General features: G+C 72.3%; 13 protein-coding genes and 2 pseudogenes. 8 read left to right on the top strand and 7 right to left on the bottom strand.

The annotated features are described in order from the left end of the window. Positions 1-1,424, top strand: a pseudogene (locus DEI95_RS16825) (hypothetical protein); the annotation flags it as partial. A gap of 55 nt (positions 1,425-1,479) precedes the next feature. On the opposite strand, the gene DEI95_RS16315 reads toward DEI95_RS16825, so the two are convergent. The 3 genes from DEI95_RS16315 to DEI95_RS16305 form a co-directional block, all read right to left on the bottom strand. After that, a complete protein-coding gene (locus tag DEI95_RS16315; RefSeq protein WP_111053200.1) occupies positions 1,480-2,046 on the bottom strand; it encodes a hypothetical protein in 567 nt (188 codons plus the stop codon). Positions 2,047-2,100: 54 nt separating this feature from the next. Next, positions 2,101-2,676, bottom strand: a complete 576-nt coding sequence (locus DEI95_RS16310; protein ID WP_111060903.1) for a hypothetical protein — start codon at positions 2,674-2,676, stop codon at positions 2,101-2,103. 76 nt (positions 2,677-2,752) lie between these two features. Further along, positions 2,753-3,610 carry a LysR substrate-binding domain-containing protein gene (locus DEI95_RS16305; protein ID WP_111060902.1) on the bottom strand — a complete coding sequence of 286 codons (858 nt, stop codon included), beginning with the start codon at positions 3,608-3,610 and terminating at the stop codon, positions 2,753-2,755. A gap of 123 nt (positions 3,611-3,733) precedes the next feature. Here DEI95_RS16305 and DEI95_RS16300 point away from each other — a divergent pair, with 123 nt between their 5' ends. Next, a complete protein-coding gene (locus DEI95_RS16300) occupies positions 3,734-5,065 on the top strand; it encodes an MFS transporter (protein ID WP_375342358.1) in 1,332 nt (443 codons plus the stop codon). Between the two features lie 135 nt (positions 5,066-5,200). On the opposite strand, the gene DEI95_RS16295 is transcribed toward DEI95_RS16300, so the two are convergent. Next, the gene (locus tag DEI95_RS16295; RefSeq protein ID WP_111060900.1) at positions 5,201-5,848 is read right to left on the bottom strand and encodes an NAD(P)-dependent oxidoreductase; all 648 of its coding nucleotides are present in this window, start codon (positions 5,846-5,848) and stop codon (positions 5,201-5,203) included. Positions 5,849-5,961: 113 nt separating this feature from the next. Here DEI95_RS16295 and DEI95_RS16290 point away from each other — a divergent pair, with 113 nt between their 5' ends. The 3 genes from DEI95_RS16290 (at position 5,962) to DEI95_RS16280 (ending at position 8,607) form a co-directional block, all read left to right on the top strand. Then, on the top strand, positions 5,962-6,327 hold the full coding sequence (locus tag DEI95_RS16290) for a helix-turn-helix domain-containing protein (RefSeq protein WP_111060906.1): 366 nt from the start codon (positions 5,962-5,964) through the stop codon (positions 6,325-6,327). A gap of 49 nt (positions 6,328-6,376) precedes the next feature. Further along, on the top strand, positions 6,377-7,408 hold the full coding sequence (locus DEI95_RS16285; protein WP_111060899.1) for an NADPH:quinone reductase: 1,032 nt from the start codon (positions 6,377-6,379) through the stop codon (positions 7,406-7,408). Positions 7,409-7,722: 314 nt separating this feature from the next. Next, entirely contained in the window at positions 7,723-8,607 is an 885-nt protein-coding gene (locus DEI95_RS16280; RefSeq protein WP_110826071.1) for a patatin-like phospholipase family protein, read from the top strand. Between the two features lie 82 nt (positions 8,608-8,689). On the opposite strand, the gene DEI95_RS16275 is transcribed toward DEI95_RS16280, so the two are convergent. Beyond that, a complete protein-coding gene (locus tag DEI95_RS16275; protein WP_220036668.1) occupies positions 8,690-9,883 on the bottom strand; it encodes an acyl-CoA dehydrogenase family protein in 1,194 nt (397 codons plus the stop codon). Between the two features lie 63 nt (positions 9,884-9,946). On the opposite strand from DEI95_RS16275, the gene DEI95_RS16270 reads away from it, so the two are divergent. Then, positions 9,947-10,573 carry a QsdR family transcriptional regulator gene (locus DEI95_RS16270; RefSeq protein WP_181436423.1) on the top strand — a complete coding sequence of 209 codons (627 nt, stop codon included), beginning with the start codon at positions 9,947-9,949 and terminating at the stop codon, positions 10,571-10,573. A gap of 13 nt (positions 10,574-10,586) precedes the next feature. Here the strand turns inward: DEI95_RS16270 and DEI95_RS16265 are convergent, their stop codons facing one another. Further along, positions 10,587-11,027 (bottom strand): VOC family protein, encoded by a 441-nt coding sequence (locus tag DEI95_RS16265; RefSeq protein ID WP_110901736.1) that lies wholly within the window; start codon positions 11,025-11,027, stop codon positions 10,587-10,589. 461 nt (positions 11,028-11,488) lie between these two features. After that, the gene (locus DEI95_RS16260) at positions 11,489-14,971 is read right to left on the bottom strand and encodes a proline dehydrogenase family protein (RefSeq protein ID WP_111060897.1); all 3,483 of its coding nucleotides are present in this window, start codon (positions 14,969-14,971) and stop codon (positions 11,489-11,491) included. Positions 14,972-15,053: 82 nt separating this feature from the next. On the opposite strand from DEI95_RS16260, the gene DEI95_RS16255 reads away from it, so the two are divergent. Beyond that, entirely contained in the window at positions 15,054-15,956 is a 903-nt protein-coding gene (locus DEI95_RS16255) for a LysR substrate-binding domain-containing protein (RefSeq protein WP_111060896.1), read from the top strand. Positions 15,957-16,288: 332 nt separating this feature from the next. Next, positions 16,289-16,617, top strand: a pseudogene (locus tag DEI95_RS16820) (hypothetical protein); the annotation flags it as partial.

Genomic DNA, 16,617 nt, shown 5'->3' with positions numbered 1-16,617 from the left:
CCCCGCCGGTGCTCGACCCGAACGCCGTCGTCCCCGACTTCCCGCCGACCCCCGAGCTGCTGCCGCCGGCTCCGACGTCGCCGAACGTCGACACGGTCCCTTTCTCGGCCGTCGCGGAGGCGCGTGCGACCGTCGCCGGGCTCGGACCGGCCGGGGCGACCGCCACACCGGCAGGCACCCCGGACCCGGCTGCGGACCGCACCGCCGCCGGCGATCCCCGCGCCACAGGGCGACACGGTGCAGCGCGTCGGAGCGCAACGGACGGCCAGGCCTCCTCCGGGGCGATGGCGATGCCCGCGGCTCCCGTGGTCGGCGCGGCGCATGCGTCCGCAGCGCCCGTCGGACCGCTCGCGGACACCGGCGACACCCGGTCCGCGGCGCCCGTGCCCGCCCCGGCAGGACCGGCCCCCACACAGTCCTGGTCGGCGACCCCCGATGCCGGGATCCCGACCGCTCCGACGGCCGGGCCGGCAGCGCGCTCCGCCGGACGTGGCGCGACCACCGCGACCCCGGCCGCCCCGCCGGCGCCCGCGTTCCCCGTCGTGCCGGCAGCAGGACAGCCGCGGTTCTCGGTGCCCGGACTCGAACACGTCGTCGTCGAGGGCGGCGAGCCCGAGGCCGTCGGACCCATCGGGTACCGCACGCCCGCCCGCTTCGCCCGGCAGCAGGCGCGCGTGATCCCGCCGGCGGTCACCGCTCCGCCGACGTTCGACGCCGTGCTCGCCACCCCGGCGCCGACCTCCGCCGCACCCTTCCCCGGTCCGGCGTCCGAGCCGAACGCCGTGGCGCCGGTCGTCCCCGCGGTCACACGGGCCCTGCCGTCCGTCGCGCCGGACGCAGAGGAACCGGCGGAGACCGCCACGTCCGACGGCGAGGCGACCCACGCCCCGACCCCTGCCCGGGAGCACCGGAACGCCGACCGCAGCCGCGGCGCGAACACCCGTCGGGGCTTCCTGCCGAAGCGTCGTCCGGCCCAGCCGACGAAGGCGCGGTCCACCGCGGTCCCCGTCCCCGCCGGGACGACCGCGCAGCCGCAAGCCGCTCCGCCGGTGACGGGAGCCGACACGGGCCTCCAGGCCGGAACCGGTGCGTCCGCCACGCGCGCTCGACGTCCGATCGGCGCGACGCCGGGCGCCGTGCTCGGTGCCCTGGCAGGTCTCGCCACGCTCGGTCTCGCCGCCTGGTGGTTCACGGCCCCGGCGACCGTGCACGCCGTCGGCGTCCTGCTCGGTGTGCTCGCTCTCGTGGTGTCCGTGGTGACGATGCGGAACCCCGTGTCCACCTGGCAGCGGCCGGTCGCCCTGCTCGGCACCGTGCTCGGCGCGGTCGGGACCCTCGTGTTGCTCTGGGCCGTCGCGTCCGCACTCGGTGCGCCGCTGCCGGACCTGACGGGCACGGGGGCCACGCCGACGATCGCGCCCTGACCCTCCCGCTGACTCGTCGAGCCCCACCTCGCATGTGTCGGTCTCGGCCGGTCCCTCAGCCGGAGGACGGTGCGGCCGCGAACGCACGCAACGCTGCTCCGAGTCGGTTCACCTCCGATCGCGACGCGCTGGACACCATGAGAGTCGATCCGGAGAGCCGCACCGCGACAGGAGCAGTGACGGGGATGACGACGAGCGTCCTGAGCCCGGCGACCCACGCCGCCACGAGGTCCGGGAGGACCCCGTCGTCGAACGACATGTCGGCATCCACCGGCGCCACGGTCTCGAGCCACGTCTCGTAGGCGTCCTCGAGGTCGTCATCGATGACCCCGCGCCCCAGGTGCTCGGAGAGCCGTCCACGCCACGCACGTGCAGCGGCGACACCGTCGTCAGCGTCGGGCCGCGACGGAGGCCGAGCCGCGAGTTCGGCGATGGAGGCGGTCCACGCTGCCACCCAACGAGCATCGCCCTGCCCCCGGGGAGCCTCGTCGTGCCGGGCGGTGGTGGTCCTGGATCCGAGGAACAACAGCATCAGGAGCGCGTGCTCGCGCCGCTCCTCGGTGATGAGCATCTCGGCGGGCCAGTCACCGAACTCGTTCCGAGAGCCGTCACCGAACTGCACAGCGCATCGCCTCCGTCGAGGTCCCCCGCGCTCCGTACTCCTCGGACATCCGTGTCACCAGCTGCTGGTCGCTCGGCCGGCGTGGCAGATGGCTCCGTTCGAGAGCGTCGCGAAGGACCCGACGTCGATCTGGCCGAAACCGGAGCTCCACCCGTAGACGCTCTTGAAGTGCGTGGCACTCCAGCGGGATCCGCCGGCCAATCCGGAGAAGGGCTCGGCATAGAGCTTCCCGACCCCCGTCGCCCCTGTCACTCCCCAGTGGTGTCCGAGGCTGGTTCCCTTCACCACGTAGCTGGTCTGGATGTTGATGCCCTGACGAGCCCGGTTCCTCGTGATGGTCAAGGTCGCGCTCCCGCAGTTCCCGCTCACCGTGTTCCGAGTTGCTCCGGACAGTCGTTGCTCATCGCGTGCAGCATCCGTCACCGGAACCGACATCTCCCTGCCGTCGGCCGCCTTCTCCACCCGGTACCCGTGCGCGGCTGCCACCGCTGGATCGAAGCTCGAAACGGTCATGGGGACGGTGTCGACCTCAGCCGCAGCGGATGCCGGCAGCGGACTCGATGCGACCGTGGCCAGCGCTGCTGCGAGCACGAGCACTCCGCTGCGGACCGTCCTGCTGGTTCGGATCATGTGCCCCTCCTGTGTTCTGGTATTCCAGATACTGGCACACCGGATCGACTCGGGCAACGGGACACACAACATGCCGTCACACCGCGCGGACGACGCCCCGGGAGAGGATCGCGTTCGTCAGCGCCTCGATCGGCTCGCGCTGCACGGTCGGGTTCGCGATGAGGACGTAGTCGACCGCGGGCAGGTCCGGCAGCGACAGTCGCTGCGACACCTTCACCAGGTCGGCCGGGATGAGCGAGTGTGGGAACACCGCGACGCCGATCCCCGCCCGCACCGCGGCGAGCACACCGTTCACGTCACGGGTGTTGCAGGTGATCCGCCACGTACGCCCGGCGGCCTCGAGCGCGTCGATCGCCATCTGCCGGCTGATGCTCGGCGCCTGGTACGCGATCAGCGGCACCGGGTCGTCGGGCTCGAGGGCGATGCCGTCCTGCGCCATCCACACCATCTGGTCCGAGGCGACCCGGGTGCCCTCGGCGGACTCCCCCGCCGTCCGCTTGATGAACACGAGGTCGAGCTGACCCGCGTGCACCCGTCGGAGGAGCGGCGCGGACTGGTTCACCGTCAGCTCGAGGTCGACCTGCGGGTGCAGCTTCCGGAAGTCCCGGAGGATGCGCGGCAGCTGCGTGATCGCGAGGTCGTCGGCCGCACCGAACCGGAGGCGACCACGAGCCGCCACCCCGGAGAAGTACGCGTCCGCGGTCGCGTGCGCCGCCAGGATCGTCCGGGCGAACCCCGCCATCGCGTCGCCGTTGTCGGTGAGCCGGACCCCGCGGGTGTCCCGTGCGACGAGGGTCCGGGCGACCGCTGACTCGAGCCGGCGCACGTGTTGCGAGACGGTCGGTTGGCTGATGCCGAGACGGACGCCGGCCTGCGTGAAGCTGCTCGTCTCGGCGACGGCGAGGAAGGTCCGGAGCAGGACGGGATCGAGCACGGCGGGCCCTTCATTCGACATCGCAATGGAGTGATGCCGGTCATAGGAGGATCGAATGGACCGGGAGCGGATAGTTTCGACCGGGTACCGTTCCCGCCCTCGACAGCCGGAGTCCCCCACACCGTGCGTCCGTCCCCGACGACCGTCCACCCGCCCACCGAGCCGCTCCCGATCAGCACGACACCGCCTCCGTGGCGGCGGTCCTTCATCGCGCTATCGGTGCCGAACTTCCGGCTCTTCACCGCCACCAACCTGGTGGCGATGACGGCAGGGTGGATGCAGCGCATCGCGCAGGACTGGCTCGTGCTGCAGCTCACCGGCTCGGTCGCGCAGGTCGGCATCACGGTCGCATGTCAGTTCGCCCCGATGCTGCTGTTCGGGCTGCTCGGCGGGGTCTTCGTCGACCGGTACTCGAAGCGCGCGCTGATGATGATCACGCAGGGCGCCTTCGCGGTGCTGTCCCTGCTGCTCGCCGTCCTCACCCTGGCCGGGGTGGTGGAGGCGTGGCACATCTGGGTGATCGCGTTCCTGGTCGGCATGGTCACCGTGATCGACAACCCGGCGCGGCAGGTGTTCGTCACCGAGATCGTCGGTCACCAGCACCTCCGCAACGCGATCAGCGTCAACTCGTCGGTGTTCCAGCTCGGCGGCATGATCGGTCCGGCGCTGTCCGGCATCCTGCTCGTCGCCGTCGGGGCCGGGTGGTCGTTCGGCATCAACGCCGCCGCCTGTGTCGCGGTGGTCGTGACGCTCGGGTTCCTCCGCGTCTCCGAACTCCACCGCACACCGCCGGCCGCGCGGGCGAAGGGGCAGCTCGTCGAGGGGCTGCGGTACGCCGCCGCGAAGCCGACGATCATCGTGCCCGTCGTCCTGCTCGCGTTCTTCTCCGTCTTCGCGCTGACGATGCCCGTGCTGTTGTCCGCCTTCGCGTCCGACGCGTACGGCGCCGGCGCCGGCGCCGGCGGCTACGGCCTGTTCAACTCCGCCGTCGCGGTGGGAGCGTTGACCGGCGCGGTCCTCTCCACACGACGGGCGGTGGTCCGGCTCCGCACCATCGTCGGCGGGGTGTTCTGGACCGGGCTGTTGCTCGTGGTGGCCGGGTCGGCGCCGACGATCGCGCCGTTCACCGTCCTGCTCGTCGTGGTCGGCCTGTCGCAGCTGCTCTTCATGACGGCGTCGAACTCGCTCGTCCAGCTGTCCTCGAACGTCGCGATCCGTGGGCGGGTGATGTCGCTGTACGTGCTCGTGCTGCTCGGTGGTCAGGCGATCGGCGGCCCCGTCATGGGTCAGGTCGTCGACCGCTTCGGCGCGCACGTCGGGATGATGGTCGCGGGCGGCGTGCCCGCCGCGGCCGCCACGGTGATCGCGTTCGTCCTCGCCCGACGCGGCGGCCTGCACCTGGAGATGCGGATGCGTCACCACCTGCCGCTGCCGACCATCGTCGGCAATCGCTGACACCACGGACGGTGTGCCCGCGCCGCCGGAACCGGACCGGCGCGCCAGCGGCCGGGCCGCCGTGACGGACGGGAGGCCCGTGACCAGCTGGTCACGGGCCTCCCGTCCGTCACGTGGTGACGTGGACAGCTGCGCTCAGTAGGCGACGCCGAACCGCGCCTGGTGGTGCTTCGGCTCCTCGATCTCGTCGACGACCGCGATCGCGTAGTCGGCGCCCGAGATGTCCGAGTTGCCGTCGGCGTCGGTGAGGAGCACGTCGTCCGAGGTGCGGTACGTGCCACGACGCTCCCCCGGGTTGTAGCTGCCGAAGGCGGCGGCGGGGCTGACGTAGAACCAGTCGACGTCGGCGCCACCGGCGCGGAGTGCCTCGAGGACCTGGCCGTGGCTCTTCGCCTCGCCCTTGAAGGCGTCGGGGAACTCGGCCGTGTCGTAGAGGGCCGGGCCGCCCTCGGCGACGAGCAGCGACCCGGCGCCGCCGACGATGCCGAGTCGTGCACCGGCAGCGGCCGCGGCGTCGACGAAGTGCTGGAACCGGTCCTTCAGCTCGGTGCCGTCCGACTGGACCGCGTGCAGGGCGACGATGACGACGTCCGCGTCCTTCGTGACCTCGGTGACGAAGCCGGCGTCGAACGCGTCCCCCTGCGCGAGCGTGAGGTGCTCGGCGGCGTCGAGCTTCGTGGTGTCACGCGCGACGGCGACGACCTCGTGCCCGCGGGAGAGGGCTTCGCGGACGATGGCGGACCCGGCGTACCCGGTGCCTCCGAAGACGACGATGGTGGACATGCGAGCTCCTTCGTGGTGGTGGTGCCGACGCGGTGGCGCGCCGTGCCACTCACTGTACGGGTGTTACTCTCTCGGAGTAAGTAGGCACCTCGTGGTGCGTGATGGAGGTCGGGATGAGCGCGCTCGAGTACAGCCCCTACGCGGCGGACTGCCCCTCGCGGCAGCTCCTCGACCGGATCGGGGACCGCTGGAGCGTGCTGACGATCGGCGCCCTCGCGGACGGGCCTCGTCGGTACTCCGCCATCGCCACCCGGGTGCAGGGTGTGTCGCAGAAGATGCTCACGCAGACGCTCCGGGCCCTCGAACGTGACGGCTTCGTCACCCGGACGGTCTTCCCCGAGATCCCGCCGCACGTGGAGTACGAGCTCACCGACACCGGCCGGTCGCTCCGCGCCGTGCTCGTGCCACTCGAACAGTGGGCGATCGACCACATGAACGGCGTCGCCGAAGCGCGCTCGGGGTACGACTCCCGCTCCTGACCACACCCGGTCTGGAATCCTCGCCGACCGCGGGTGGTTGCGTGGAGGCATGCGATCGATCGTCTACTCCCAGCCCGGAACGTCCGCCGTCCTCTCCCTCGCCGACCGTCCGGTCCCCGAGCCCGGTGCCGGTGAGGTCCGCGTCCGCGTCGTCGTCTCCGGGGTGAACCCCACCGACTGGAAGGCCCGACAGGGCGGCACGTACGGCGACGGTCTACCGTTCCCGGAGATCACGCCGAACCAGGACGGTGCCGGCGTCGTCGACGCGGTCGGCGACGGCGTCGAGGGCCTGTCCGTCGGTGACCGCGTCTGGATGTTCATGGCCGCCGCGTCCCGCCCGACCGGCACCGCGCAGGAGTTCACCGTCGTGCCAGCCGCCCGCGTCGTCCCGCTCCCGGAGGGCGTCTCGTTCGACGTCGGTGCCAGCCTCGGCGTGCCGGCGATGACCGCGCACCGTGCGCTCACCGTGCACGAGGACGGCCCGACCCGCCTCTCGCCCGGTGCCCTGTCCGGCAAGACCGTGCTCGTCGCCGGCGGCGCGGGGGCCGTGGGACACGCCGCGATCCAGCTCGCCAGCTGGGCCGGCGCCACCGTCGTCGCCACGGTCAGCTCGGAGGACAAGGCGGCCCTCGCCACGGCGGCCGGGGCCCACCACACGGTGAACTACCGCGAGGACGGCGCCGCCGACCGGATCCGCTCGATCGCCCCGGACGGCGTGGACATCGTCGTCGAGGTGTCGATCCCGGCGAACGCCGACCTCGACGCTGCGGTCCTGGCGAACCACGGCGTCGTCTCGATGTACGCGGACAACGGCGGAGACGCGGCATCGATCCCGGTGCGGCCGAACATGGGCATCAACGCGCGCTACCAGTTCCTGCTGCTGTACACGATCGGCGACGCCGCCCTCGCCGCCGCTGCCGAGAACATCACCGCCGCGCTGCGCGACGGTGTCCTGCCGGTCGGCGAGGAGGCCGGGCTCGCGCTGATCCGCTTCCCGCTCGAGGAGACCGCAGCAGCCCACGACGCGGTGCAGGGCGACGCGGTCGGCAAGGTGCTCATCGACGTGCAGTCGGCGGAGTAGGTCGCGCCGGGACGGACGGGACGCACCGCGCGGCGGGGTGCCGCCGCCCGGCGCCTCCCGTGGTGCGCTTCGGCGCTGCACAACAGGAACCGGCTCGAACCGCGGATCTCCGCGGTTCGAGCCGGTTCTCGTTGTGCGGGTCCGGTCGGCGCCGGGAGGCGCGGGGCGGCGGCGGGAGGCGCGGGGCCGGGAGGCGCCGCACGGGGCCGGGAGGCGCGGGGCGGCGGTGATCCGGGCCTCCCGTCCGGCGCGTGGTCGGGTCCGGCAGGACCGACGCAGTACGCGTTCATCGGCGGGGTTGGTAAGCAGGAGGCATGACCGACGCCGCAGCGCCCCTCCCCACCCCCACGCCCGGAACCAGAGCAGTCGTCCTCGGAGGTGGTGGCGTCGCCGGCATCGCCTGGGAGCTCGGCGTCCTGTCGGCCCTCGAGGACGCCGGGGTCGACCTCGGTGCGGCGGACCTGGTGGTCGGCACGAGCGCCGGCAGCGTCGTCGGCACCTTCCTCCGCAGCGGCGGCGTGCGCGGTGCCTACGAGCAGCAGCTGAGCCCGCTCCCGACCACCTACGAAGAGCCCGCGCGCGTCGATGCCGCCGAGTTCGAGCAGCGCTTCGCGGCGGCACTGCAGGGAGCCACCTCGGAGCAGGACGCCCGTGCGCGTCTCGGAGCCGCCGCGCAGCAGATCACCTCCGGACAGAGCGACGACGAACGCGTTGCGACCTTCCGCGACACGCTGCCCACGACCGCGTGGCCGGACCGGCCCTATGCGGTGACCGCGGTGGACGCCGTCGACGGGACCTTCCGGGTGCTCCGCGCCGAGGACGGCGTGCCGCTCGAACGGGCCGTCGCCGCGAGCTGCTCCGTCCCGCTGGTCTGGTCTCCGGTGCGGATCGACGAGCATCCGTACATCGACGGCGGCATGCGCTCGGCGACCAACGCGGACGTCGCGGCCGGGTACGAGCGGGTGCTCGTGATCGCCTGCAGCCCCGAGGGTCCGTCACCGCTCGGGCCGTGGCTCGACCGTGCGGTCACCTCGTTGCGGGACGCCGGTTCGCGGGTCGAGGTCCTCGTCGCGGACGAGGCGTCGCAGCGGGCCTTCGGGACGAACTCACTGGCGCTGTCGACGCAGCGGCCGTCGGCGGAGGCCGGACGCGCGCAGGCCGAGCCGGTGGCGGAGCGCATCGGCGCGTTCTGGGCCTGAGCTGACGAGCGGGCGACAAGCGACCGGCGCCGGGCCGACGACCGGGCGACGGCGCTCCTCCGCTGCCGCCCGGGCCGGCCGGTCAGACGAACGCGGCCTGTCCGGTGACGGCGCGGCCGACGATGAGCGTGTTGACCTCGCGGGTGCCCTCGTACGAGTAGATGGCCTCGGCGTCGGCGAAGAACCGGGCGACGCCCTTGTCGAGGACGATGCCGTTGCCGCCCTGGACCTCGCGGCACCAGCCGACGGTTTCGCGCATCTTCGCCGTGGCGAACGCCTTCGCCATCGCCGAGTGCTCGTCGCCGCCGAGGCCCTGGTCCTGCAACGCGGACGCCTGGGTGCACAGGGCGATCGACGCGGTGATGTTCATGAGGGACTTCACGAGCAGGTCCTGGATGAGCTGGTGCGACGCGATCGGCTTGCCGAACTGCTCGCGCTCCCGGGCGTAGCGCAGGGCGGCCTCGTAGGCGCCGACCGAGATGCCGACGGCCTGCCAGGCGACCTCGGTGCGGGTCAGGCGGAGCACCGCAGCGGTGGACCGGAACGAGTCGGCGCGCTGCAGGCGACGGGCCTCCGGGACGCGGACGTCCTCGAGGGTGATGTCGGCGTTCTGCACCGACCGGAGTGCGATCTTGTCCTCGATCTTCGTCGCGGTGAACCCCGGGGTGTCGGAGGTGACGAGGAAGCCCTTGACCTGGTTGTCCGCCTCGTCCTTCGCCCAGATGACGACGACGTCCGCCAAGGTGGCGTTGCCGATCCAGCGCTTCGAGCCGTTGAGCACCCAGGTGTCCCCCTCGCGCCGGGCGGTGGTGCGGAGGCCGCGGGCGGAGTCGCTGCCGGAGAGCGGTTCGGTCAGTCCGAACGCCCCGACGACCTCCCCGGAGGCCATGCGCGGCAACCACTCACGCTGCTGCTCGTCGCTGCCCGCGACCGCGATCGAGTTCATCGCGAGACCGGACTGCACGCCGATGAAGGTCGCGACGCCGGCGTCGACCCGACCGAGTTCGAGGGCCGCCCAGCCGCGGTACACCGCGGAGTTCTCGAACTGCCGGACGAGCGGCACGCCGGGGCCGTACATGCCGAGCTCGGCGAGCGGCGCGATGACCTGCGTCGGGAACTCGGCGCGGGCCCAGTACTCGTCCGCGATCGGCGCGACGTCGCGCTCGAGGTACTCGCGGAGCTCACCGAGGGAGGCGCGTTCCTGGTCGGTCAGCTGCTCCTGGAACCGGTAGAAGTCGGATTCCAGCAGGGGCGTCTGCGCAGCCGTCATTGACATGACCCCAACGATGCATCATTCTCAGAAACGTTGCAAGACGACGTCGACGACTCGGGGGGAACGGTGAGCAGGCAGGCGCTCGGCGCACTGGGCTCGGCGCTCGTCCCGAGCGCGCTCGCCACCCGCCTGGAGGCCCACCCCGACGCCCAGCGCGCCTTCCGTGCCGCACGCCATGCCTTCATCGACGGGGCGCGCGTCGACATGGGTGCCCTGGCGGCGTCCCTCGGCGTCGACCGGACCTCGCTGTTCCGCTGGGTCGGCAACCGCGACCAGCTGCTGTCCGAGATCCTCTGGTCGCTCGCCGTCCCGACGCTCGACGCCGCGGGCCGTGCGGCGGCACCGTCGGGGGCGGCACGCATCGTCGACGTCCTCGACCGCTTCACCGCGGACCTGATCCGGGCGCCGTACTTCCGCGCGTTCCTGACCCGCGAGCCGGCCCGGGCACTGCGACTCCTGACGACGACCGACAGCGACGTGCAGCGGCGCTTCGTCGCCGTGGTCTCGACCCTGGTCGCCGCCGAGCAGGAGTCGGGGGCCTTCGACCCGGCGCCGCTCTCCCCCGAGGAACTCGGTCGACTGCTCGTCCGCGTGTCGGAGTCGTTCACCTACGCGGACCTGATCTCCGGCGAGACCCCGGACCCCGAGCGGGCACGCACGACGTTCGAGTACATCCTGCGCCCTGTGCGGTGACCGCCGCGGGTGGTCAGCTGCGGACGGCCGCCAGTTCCAGGTTGATGTCGTCCGGGTCCTGCACGGACAGGATCACCATGCCGGCGTCTCCGAGGTCGGTCACCTCGCCGTGCTCGACACCGGCGGCGTCGAGCCGCGCGGCCGCCTCGTGCAGCTCGTCGACCGATCCGACCATGAAGCTCACGTGGTCGAGACCGACCGTGTCCGGGTCGAACCGCTGGCCGCTCGGAGCGACGGGGCGGAGGCCGAAGAGCTGGTCCCCGACGGGGAAGATGCAGCCGCCGTAGAGCCGCTCACGGTCCTCGGTGATCCCGGGCTCACCGGCGTGCTCGCTGAAGTCCATCGCGGGCTCGACGCCGAACAGCTGCTGGTAGAACGCCTTGCTGCGGGCGATGTCGGTCACGGTCACGCGGACGTGCGCCAGTGCGATGGGTCGAGCGATCGGGTCGGTCATGCGGGGCTCCTCGGGTGTCACCGGCAGGGTGGCCGGGTCGTCGTCGCTGTACGACGTGGATCCGAGGCGACGCCGGACACCTGACCGCGAGCACCGACCGTGCGGCGAGCGGACAGGTCGGGCCGACGGGCCGGTACAGCAGCGGGTCAGCGGCTCAGCGGAACCCGTCGTCGTCGGGGAAGGAGCGCGGCACACCGTGGCCCGCGCACCGGTCACGACGACGGACGCCGCGGAAGACCTCACGGACGTGCTCACCGCACCCGGTCCATGTCGCCTTCCCACACACCAGGCACTGCACCGCTTCACACATGAACCTGTTGTACCGAGGGGTCGCCGAAGGCCGATCCGGACAGCGCTCACCGGCTGGCCGGGCATCATCCGCCACACTGCAGGACGGACACGGCACCGCGTGGAAGCGAGGGGCCGTGTCCGCCCGGAGGGGTCGTACTGGCGAGCAGCCGTCAGATGAGGTCGTCCGACAGGTGGTTCGGTGTCCCGAAGCGGTGCGCCGTGATGGACACCGCCTGCTCCCGGAGGAACGGCAGCATCTCGATGCGCCCGGCCTCGGTCACGGGCTCCGCGTAGACGGCGACGTCCGGCCGCCCGTCCGTCCCGACGGCGAGCGCGGCAGCGTCCCCGGCGATGAGTCGGACGCGCGTGGACGGGCCGGCAGCGATCCGGGCGGCGAACGTCTCGTCCGACTCGGTCTGCCGCACGGACTCGACGAGCGGGAGGGCTCGGAGCGCGGTGGCCACCGCTTCCGGGAGCGCGACGGCCGTGGAGACCTGGACGGCGGTACCCGCACGGAGCGCCGCGGCGACGACCCGCACGAGGTCCTCGGTCGTGCCCTCGGCGCCCAGGCGGACGTGCACGCCCGGGCACGGCAGGTACCGGAAGACGTTGCGCTCGGCGGAGAGTGCGGACACGTCGGCCGCGGTCCCGAACTCCGCAGTCCACGCGAGCTCGTCGGACGCAACCGCACGGTCGACCGACTCGGACTCCACACCGGTCGCCCGGACGAAGGCCGAAACGTCCGACGACGGCGTCGAGCCAGCGCGGGCCACGGCGGGCTCCCACGAGCCGAGGCCGACCAGGTAGTTCACGCCGCCGGCCTTGGTGCCCGCGCCGACTGCGGACTTCTTCCACCCGCCGAACGGCTGGCGGCGGACGATCGCGCCCGTGATGCTGCGGTTCACGTAGAGGTTGCCCGCCTGGATGCGCCGGAGCCACGTCCCGATCTCACCCGGGTCGAGCGAGTGCAGGCCGGAGGTCAGGCCGTAGTCGACCTCGTTGACGATGTCGATCGCCTCGTCGAGGGTCTCCGCCACCATCACGCCGAGGATCGGGCCGAAGTACTCCGTGCGGTGGTACTCCGAACCGCGCCGGACGCCCTGCCGGACACCGGGGCTCCAGAGCTTGCCGGTCTCGTCGAGCTGCTTCGGTGCGATCGCCCAGGACTCCCCCGCGCCGAGCGTCGTCAGGCCGTCGAGCAGCTTGCCCGATGCCGGTTCGATGATCGGTCCCATCTGGGTCGTCGGGTCGGTCGGGTAGCCGACGGTCAGCGAGGACACGGCGTCGAGGAGCTGGTTGCGGAAGCGCTTGGACTTCGCGACCGAGCCGACCATGACGACCAGCGATGCAGCCGAGCACTTCTGCCCCGCGTGGCCGAAGGCCGAGGCGACGACGTCCTTCACCGCCAGGTCGAGGTCCGCCGACGGGGTCACGATGACCGCGTTCTTGCCGGAGGTCTCGGCGAGCAGCGGCAGATCCGGGCGGAAGGACCGGAACAGCTCGGCGGTCTCGTACGCGCCGGTCAGGATCACGCGGTCGACGAGCGGCGACGCGATGAGGTCCTTGCCGAGCTCGGACTCCTCGACGTCGAGGAAGGCCAGGACGTCGGCCGGTGCACCGTGCGCGTCGAGGGCGGTCTCGATGACCGACGCCAGGACGGCACCACTGCGGGCGGCCGGCGGCGCGGGCTTCAGCACGACGGCGGACCCGGCGGCGAGGGCGGCCAGGGTCGAACCGGCGGGGATCGCCACGGGGAAGTTCCACGGCGGCGTGACGAGCGTCAGCGCGGCCGGGGTGAACGACGCACCGTCGACGGTGTCGAGCGATGCGGCCAGTTCGCCGTAGAAGTGGGCGAAGTCGATGGCTTCGGAGACCTCGGGGTCGGCCTGGTCGATCGTCTTGCCGGTCTCCGACGCCATGACCTCGATGAGGGCGGCGCGGTTCGCTTCGAGGGCGTCGCCGACGGCGTGCAGGACCGCGCCGCGGGCGGCACCCGACCACGAACCCCAGGTCGTGCCCGCGGCGCGGACGCGCTGCAGGGCGGACTCGAGGGTCGTGGCGGAGGTGATCCGGGCCTCCCGGACGGCGGAGACGCCGAGCGTCGAGGTGGCGATCCGCTCGGTGATGGCGGCACCCCACTCGCGGACGGCGCCGACTGACGGGTCGCTGTCCGGCGTGTTCTCGAAGTGGCCGGGGACGGGACGGTCGACGGCTGCGTACCGGTCGGCCACACGGTGCGGTGCCGGGGCGTCCAGCCCACCGGGCAGCGCGAGCGGGGCGAGGGAGTCGCGGAACCGGGATTCCTCGCGGGCGAAGAGCGTCGGGGACGAGGCGAGGGAGAACACCGCGGACATGAAGTTGTCCTGCGACGCACCCTCCTCGAGACGACGGATGAGGTAGGCGATGGCGACGTCGAACTCCCCCGGGTGCACGACCGGCGTGTAGAGGAGCAGCGAGCCGACGGTCTTCTTCACCGCGGCGGCCTGGCCCTGCGCCATGCCGAGGAGCATCTCGAACTCGATGCCGTTCCGCACACCGCGCTCACCGGCGAGGAGCCAGGCGTGTGCCACGTCGAACAGGTTGTGACCGGCGACGCCGACCCGCACGTTGGCGATGCGCTCGGGCGTGAGCGCCCAGTCGAGCACGCGCTTGTAGTTGGTGTCCGAGTCCTGCTTGGTGTGCCAGGTCGCGAGCGGCCAGCCGTGCACCGAGGCCTCGACCTGCTCCATCGGCAGGTTCGCGCCCTTGACCAGGCGCACCTTGATGTCGGCGCCCCCGCGGGCACGGCGGGCGGCGGACCACTCCTGCAGGTGCTCCATCGCGGCGAGTGCGTCGGGCAGGTACGCCTGCAGCACGATCCCCGCCTCGAGGTCGGTGAACTGCGGCTCGTCGAGGAGCTTCGTGAAGACCGCGATCGTCAGGTCGAGGTCCTTGTACTCCTCCATGTCGAGGTTGATGAACTTCTTCGGCGTCGACGCCGCCGCACGCTCGAACAGCGGCCGGAGCTGCCCGACGATGTCCTCGACGGCGTGGTCGAACGCCCACGGCGAGTGCGGGTGCACGGTCGAGGAGACCTTGATCGACACGTAGTCGACGTCGCCGCGGCTCAGCAGCGCGTGCGTGCCGGCGAGGCGGCGCGCGGCCTCGCGCTCACCGAGCACGGCCTCGCCGAGCAGGTTCACGTTGAGGCGGATGCCGTCCTGCTTGATCTTCGCGATCGCCGGACCGAGCTTCGCGTCGGTGGCGTCGACGATGAGGTGCCCGACCATGTTCCGGAGGACCCGTCGGGCGACGGGGACGACGACCCCCGGGAGGCCCGGTGCCATCCCGCCACCGAGGCGCACCAGGCCGCGGAGTGCGGCCGGCAGGAACCCGGGTGCGTCCGGCGCGATCCCGCGGAGCTTGCGCGCGGCCACACCGAGGTCCTCGGGCCGGACGACGCCGTCGACGAACCCGACGGCGAAGGCCAGGCCCTTCGGGTCGGCGAGGACACCGGCGAGCTGCTTCGCGGATCCGTCGACCGGGTACGTCTCGGCCTCGGCGAGCCACTGTCGGACGAGCGCGACGGACTCGTCGGCGAGTCCGGCGGAGTCGGTGGTGGTCACATCGTCGGTCGTGGTCGCTGCGTCGTCGCGCGGCTGGACGTCGGTCATGGGTTCAGTGTGGGGCTCGCGCTTCCGGTAGCGGAAGCAACTCTTCCTGATGCATTCCGTTCAGCTGCACTACTGTTTTCCCATGCTCGACGTCCGGCGCCTCGTGCTCCTGCGGGAGCTGTCGATCCGGGGCACCGTGGCCGCCGTCGCCGAGGCGATGAACTTCACCCCGTCGGCGGTCTCGCAACAGCTGGCGGTCCTCGAGCGTGAGGCCGGTGTACAGCTCCTCCGGAGGGCCGGACGGCGCCTCCAGCTCACGCCGCAGGCCGAGGTGCTCGTGGCCGCGGCGGGCGACGTGCTCGACACGCTCGAGCGGGCGCAGTCCGCCGTCGAGGCGACGCTGACCAGCGTGCAGGGACGCGTCCGGGTCGCGGTCTTCCAGTCTGCTGCGCTCGCCCTCATGCCGAACGCGCTGCGCATCATGGTCACCGAACACCCGGGCGTCCGCGTCGAGATGGTCCAGCGCGAGCCGGAGACCGCACTCAACGAGACGTGGGCGCGGGACTTCGACATGGTGATCGCCGAGCAGTACCCGGCGCACGCGGCCCCGCGCTTCCCGGGCCTCGACCGACGTGAGCTGACGACGGACGCCGTCCGGCTCGCGCTGCCGCCGGTGGACACGTCGCTGTGGCCGGTCGACTCCCTCACCGGCGCGGCCGACCTGCCGTGGGTGATGGAGCCACGAGGAACGGCGTCGCGGCACTTCGCGGAGCAGCTCTGCCGGCGCTCGGGCTTCGAACCCGACGTCCGGTACGAGACCGCCGACCTGCAGGCGCAGATCCGGTTGATCGAGTCCGGCAACGCGGTCGCGCTCATGCCGGACCTGGTCTGGGCCGGCCGGTCGACCACCTGCCGGCTGCTCGACCTGCCCGGGGACGCCGAGCGGACGATCTTCACGGCGCAGCGGACGGGGAGTTCACTGTCCCCCGCCGTGGCAGCACTCCGGGACGCCCTGGAACGGGCTGCGGCGACCTCCCGTTCCTGAGACCATCGGTGCCGACGAGTCCGGCCCGATCGCGTGGGCACGCGGGCTGTTCGCCGCCGGGGCCGCGGTCCTGACGGCCCGCCTGCGCCGTCGTCGCGCCTGATCGGCGGAGACGCGGGCGCCTTCCCGGGGGCGCTCACGTCTGTACGAACGCAGAGGAACCGGTGCGGGAAACCGCACGATCTGGAACGCCTACCCCCAACTCGGGGCACTTCTGCCGTTGCGCGCTCCTGTACACGCCTCCATCCCAATACGCTCCGATCACCCGAGGACTCTCGGCCAACTCTTGTGTTCCGGCACCCGTCCGGACTCGAAATATGGGGGAACAACCCGTGCATCGCAGCACCTCCTTCGTCCGACGCGCGTGCGCCGTCGGTACTGCCACAGCACTCATCGGCCTCACGACCGGTCTCGGCGTCATGACCGCGACGACCGCCTACGCCGACGAGGCACCGACGACCGACACGTCGGTCGCCACTCCCGCCGCTCCGGGCACCGACGCCACGCCGGGTACCGACGCGACGACGGCGCCGGGCGAGACGACCACGCCGGCCGAGCCGAGCCTCCCGACCGATCCCGGCACTGCAACGACGCCGACGGACCAGCCCGGGACGCCCAGCGACACCGCCACACCCGACGCGACCCCCGCTCCCGCCCCGAC

It is taken from the genome of Curtobacterium sp. MCBD17_008, from assembly GCF_003234475.1.
Lineage (GTDB): Bacteria > Actinomycetota > Actinomycetes > Actinomycetales > Microbacteriaceae > Curtobacterium.
The sequence above is the reverse complement of the archived record's forward strand: the minus strand, read 5'-3'. Positions and strand labels throughout refer to the sequence as shown.

Coding starts and splice junctions, on each gene's coding strand:
- DEI95_RS16260 (WP_111060897.1), bottom strand. CDS start 14,971: ATGACCGACGTCCAGCCGCGCGACGACGCAGCGACCACGACCGACGAT.
- DEI95_RS16285 (WP_111060899.1), top strand. CDS start 6,377: ATGCGATCGATCGTCTACTCCCAGCCCGGAACGTCCGCCGTCCTCTCC.
- DEI95_RS16295 (WP_111060900.1), bottom strand. CDS start 5,848: ATGTCCACCATCGTCGTCTTCGGAGGCACCGGGTACGCCGGGTCCGCC.
- DEI95_RS16310 (WP_111060903.1), bottom strand. CDS start 2,676: ATGATCCGAACCAGCAGGACGGTCCGCAGCGGAGTGCTCGTGCTCGCA.
- DEI95_RS16280 (WP_110826071.1), top strand. CDS start 7,723: ATGACCGACGCCGCAGCGCCCCTCCCCACCCCCACGCCCGGAACCAGA.
- DEI95_RS16290 (WP_111060906.1), top strand. CDS start 5,962: ATGAGCGCGCTCGAGTACAGCCCCTACGCGGCGGACTGCCCCTCGCGG.
- DEI95_RS16275 (WP_220036668.1), bottom strand. CDS start 9,883: ATGTCAATGACGGCTGCGCAGACGCCCCTGCTGGAATCCGACTTCTAC.
- DEI95_RS16265 (WP_110901736.1), bottom strand. CDS start 11,027: ATGACCGACCCGATCGCTCGACCCATCGCACTGGCGCACGTCCGCGTG.
- DEI95_RS16255 (WP_111060896.1), top strand. CDS start 15,054: ATGCTCGACGTCCGGCGCCTCGTGCTCCTGCGGGAGCTGTCGATCCGG.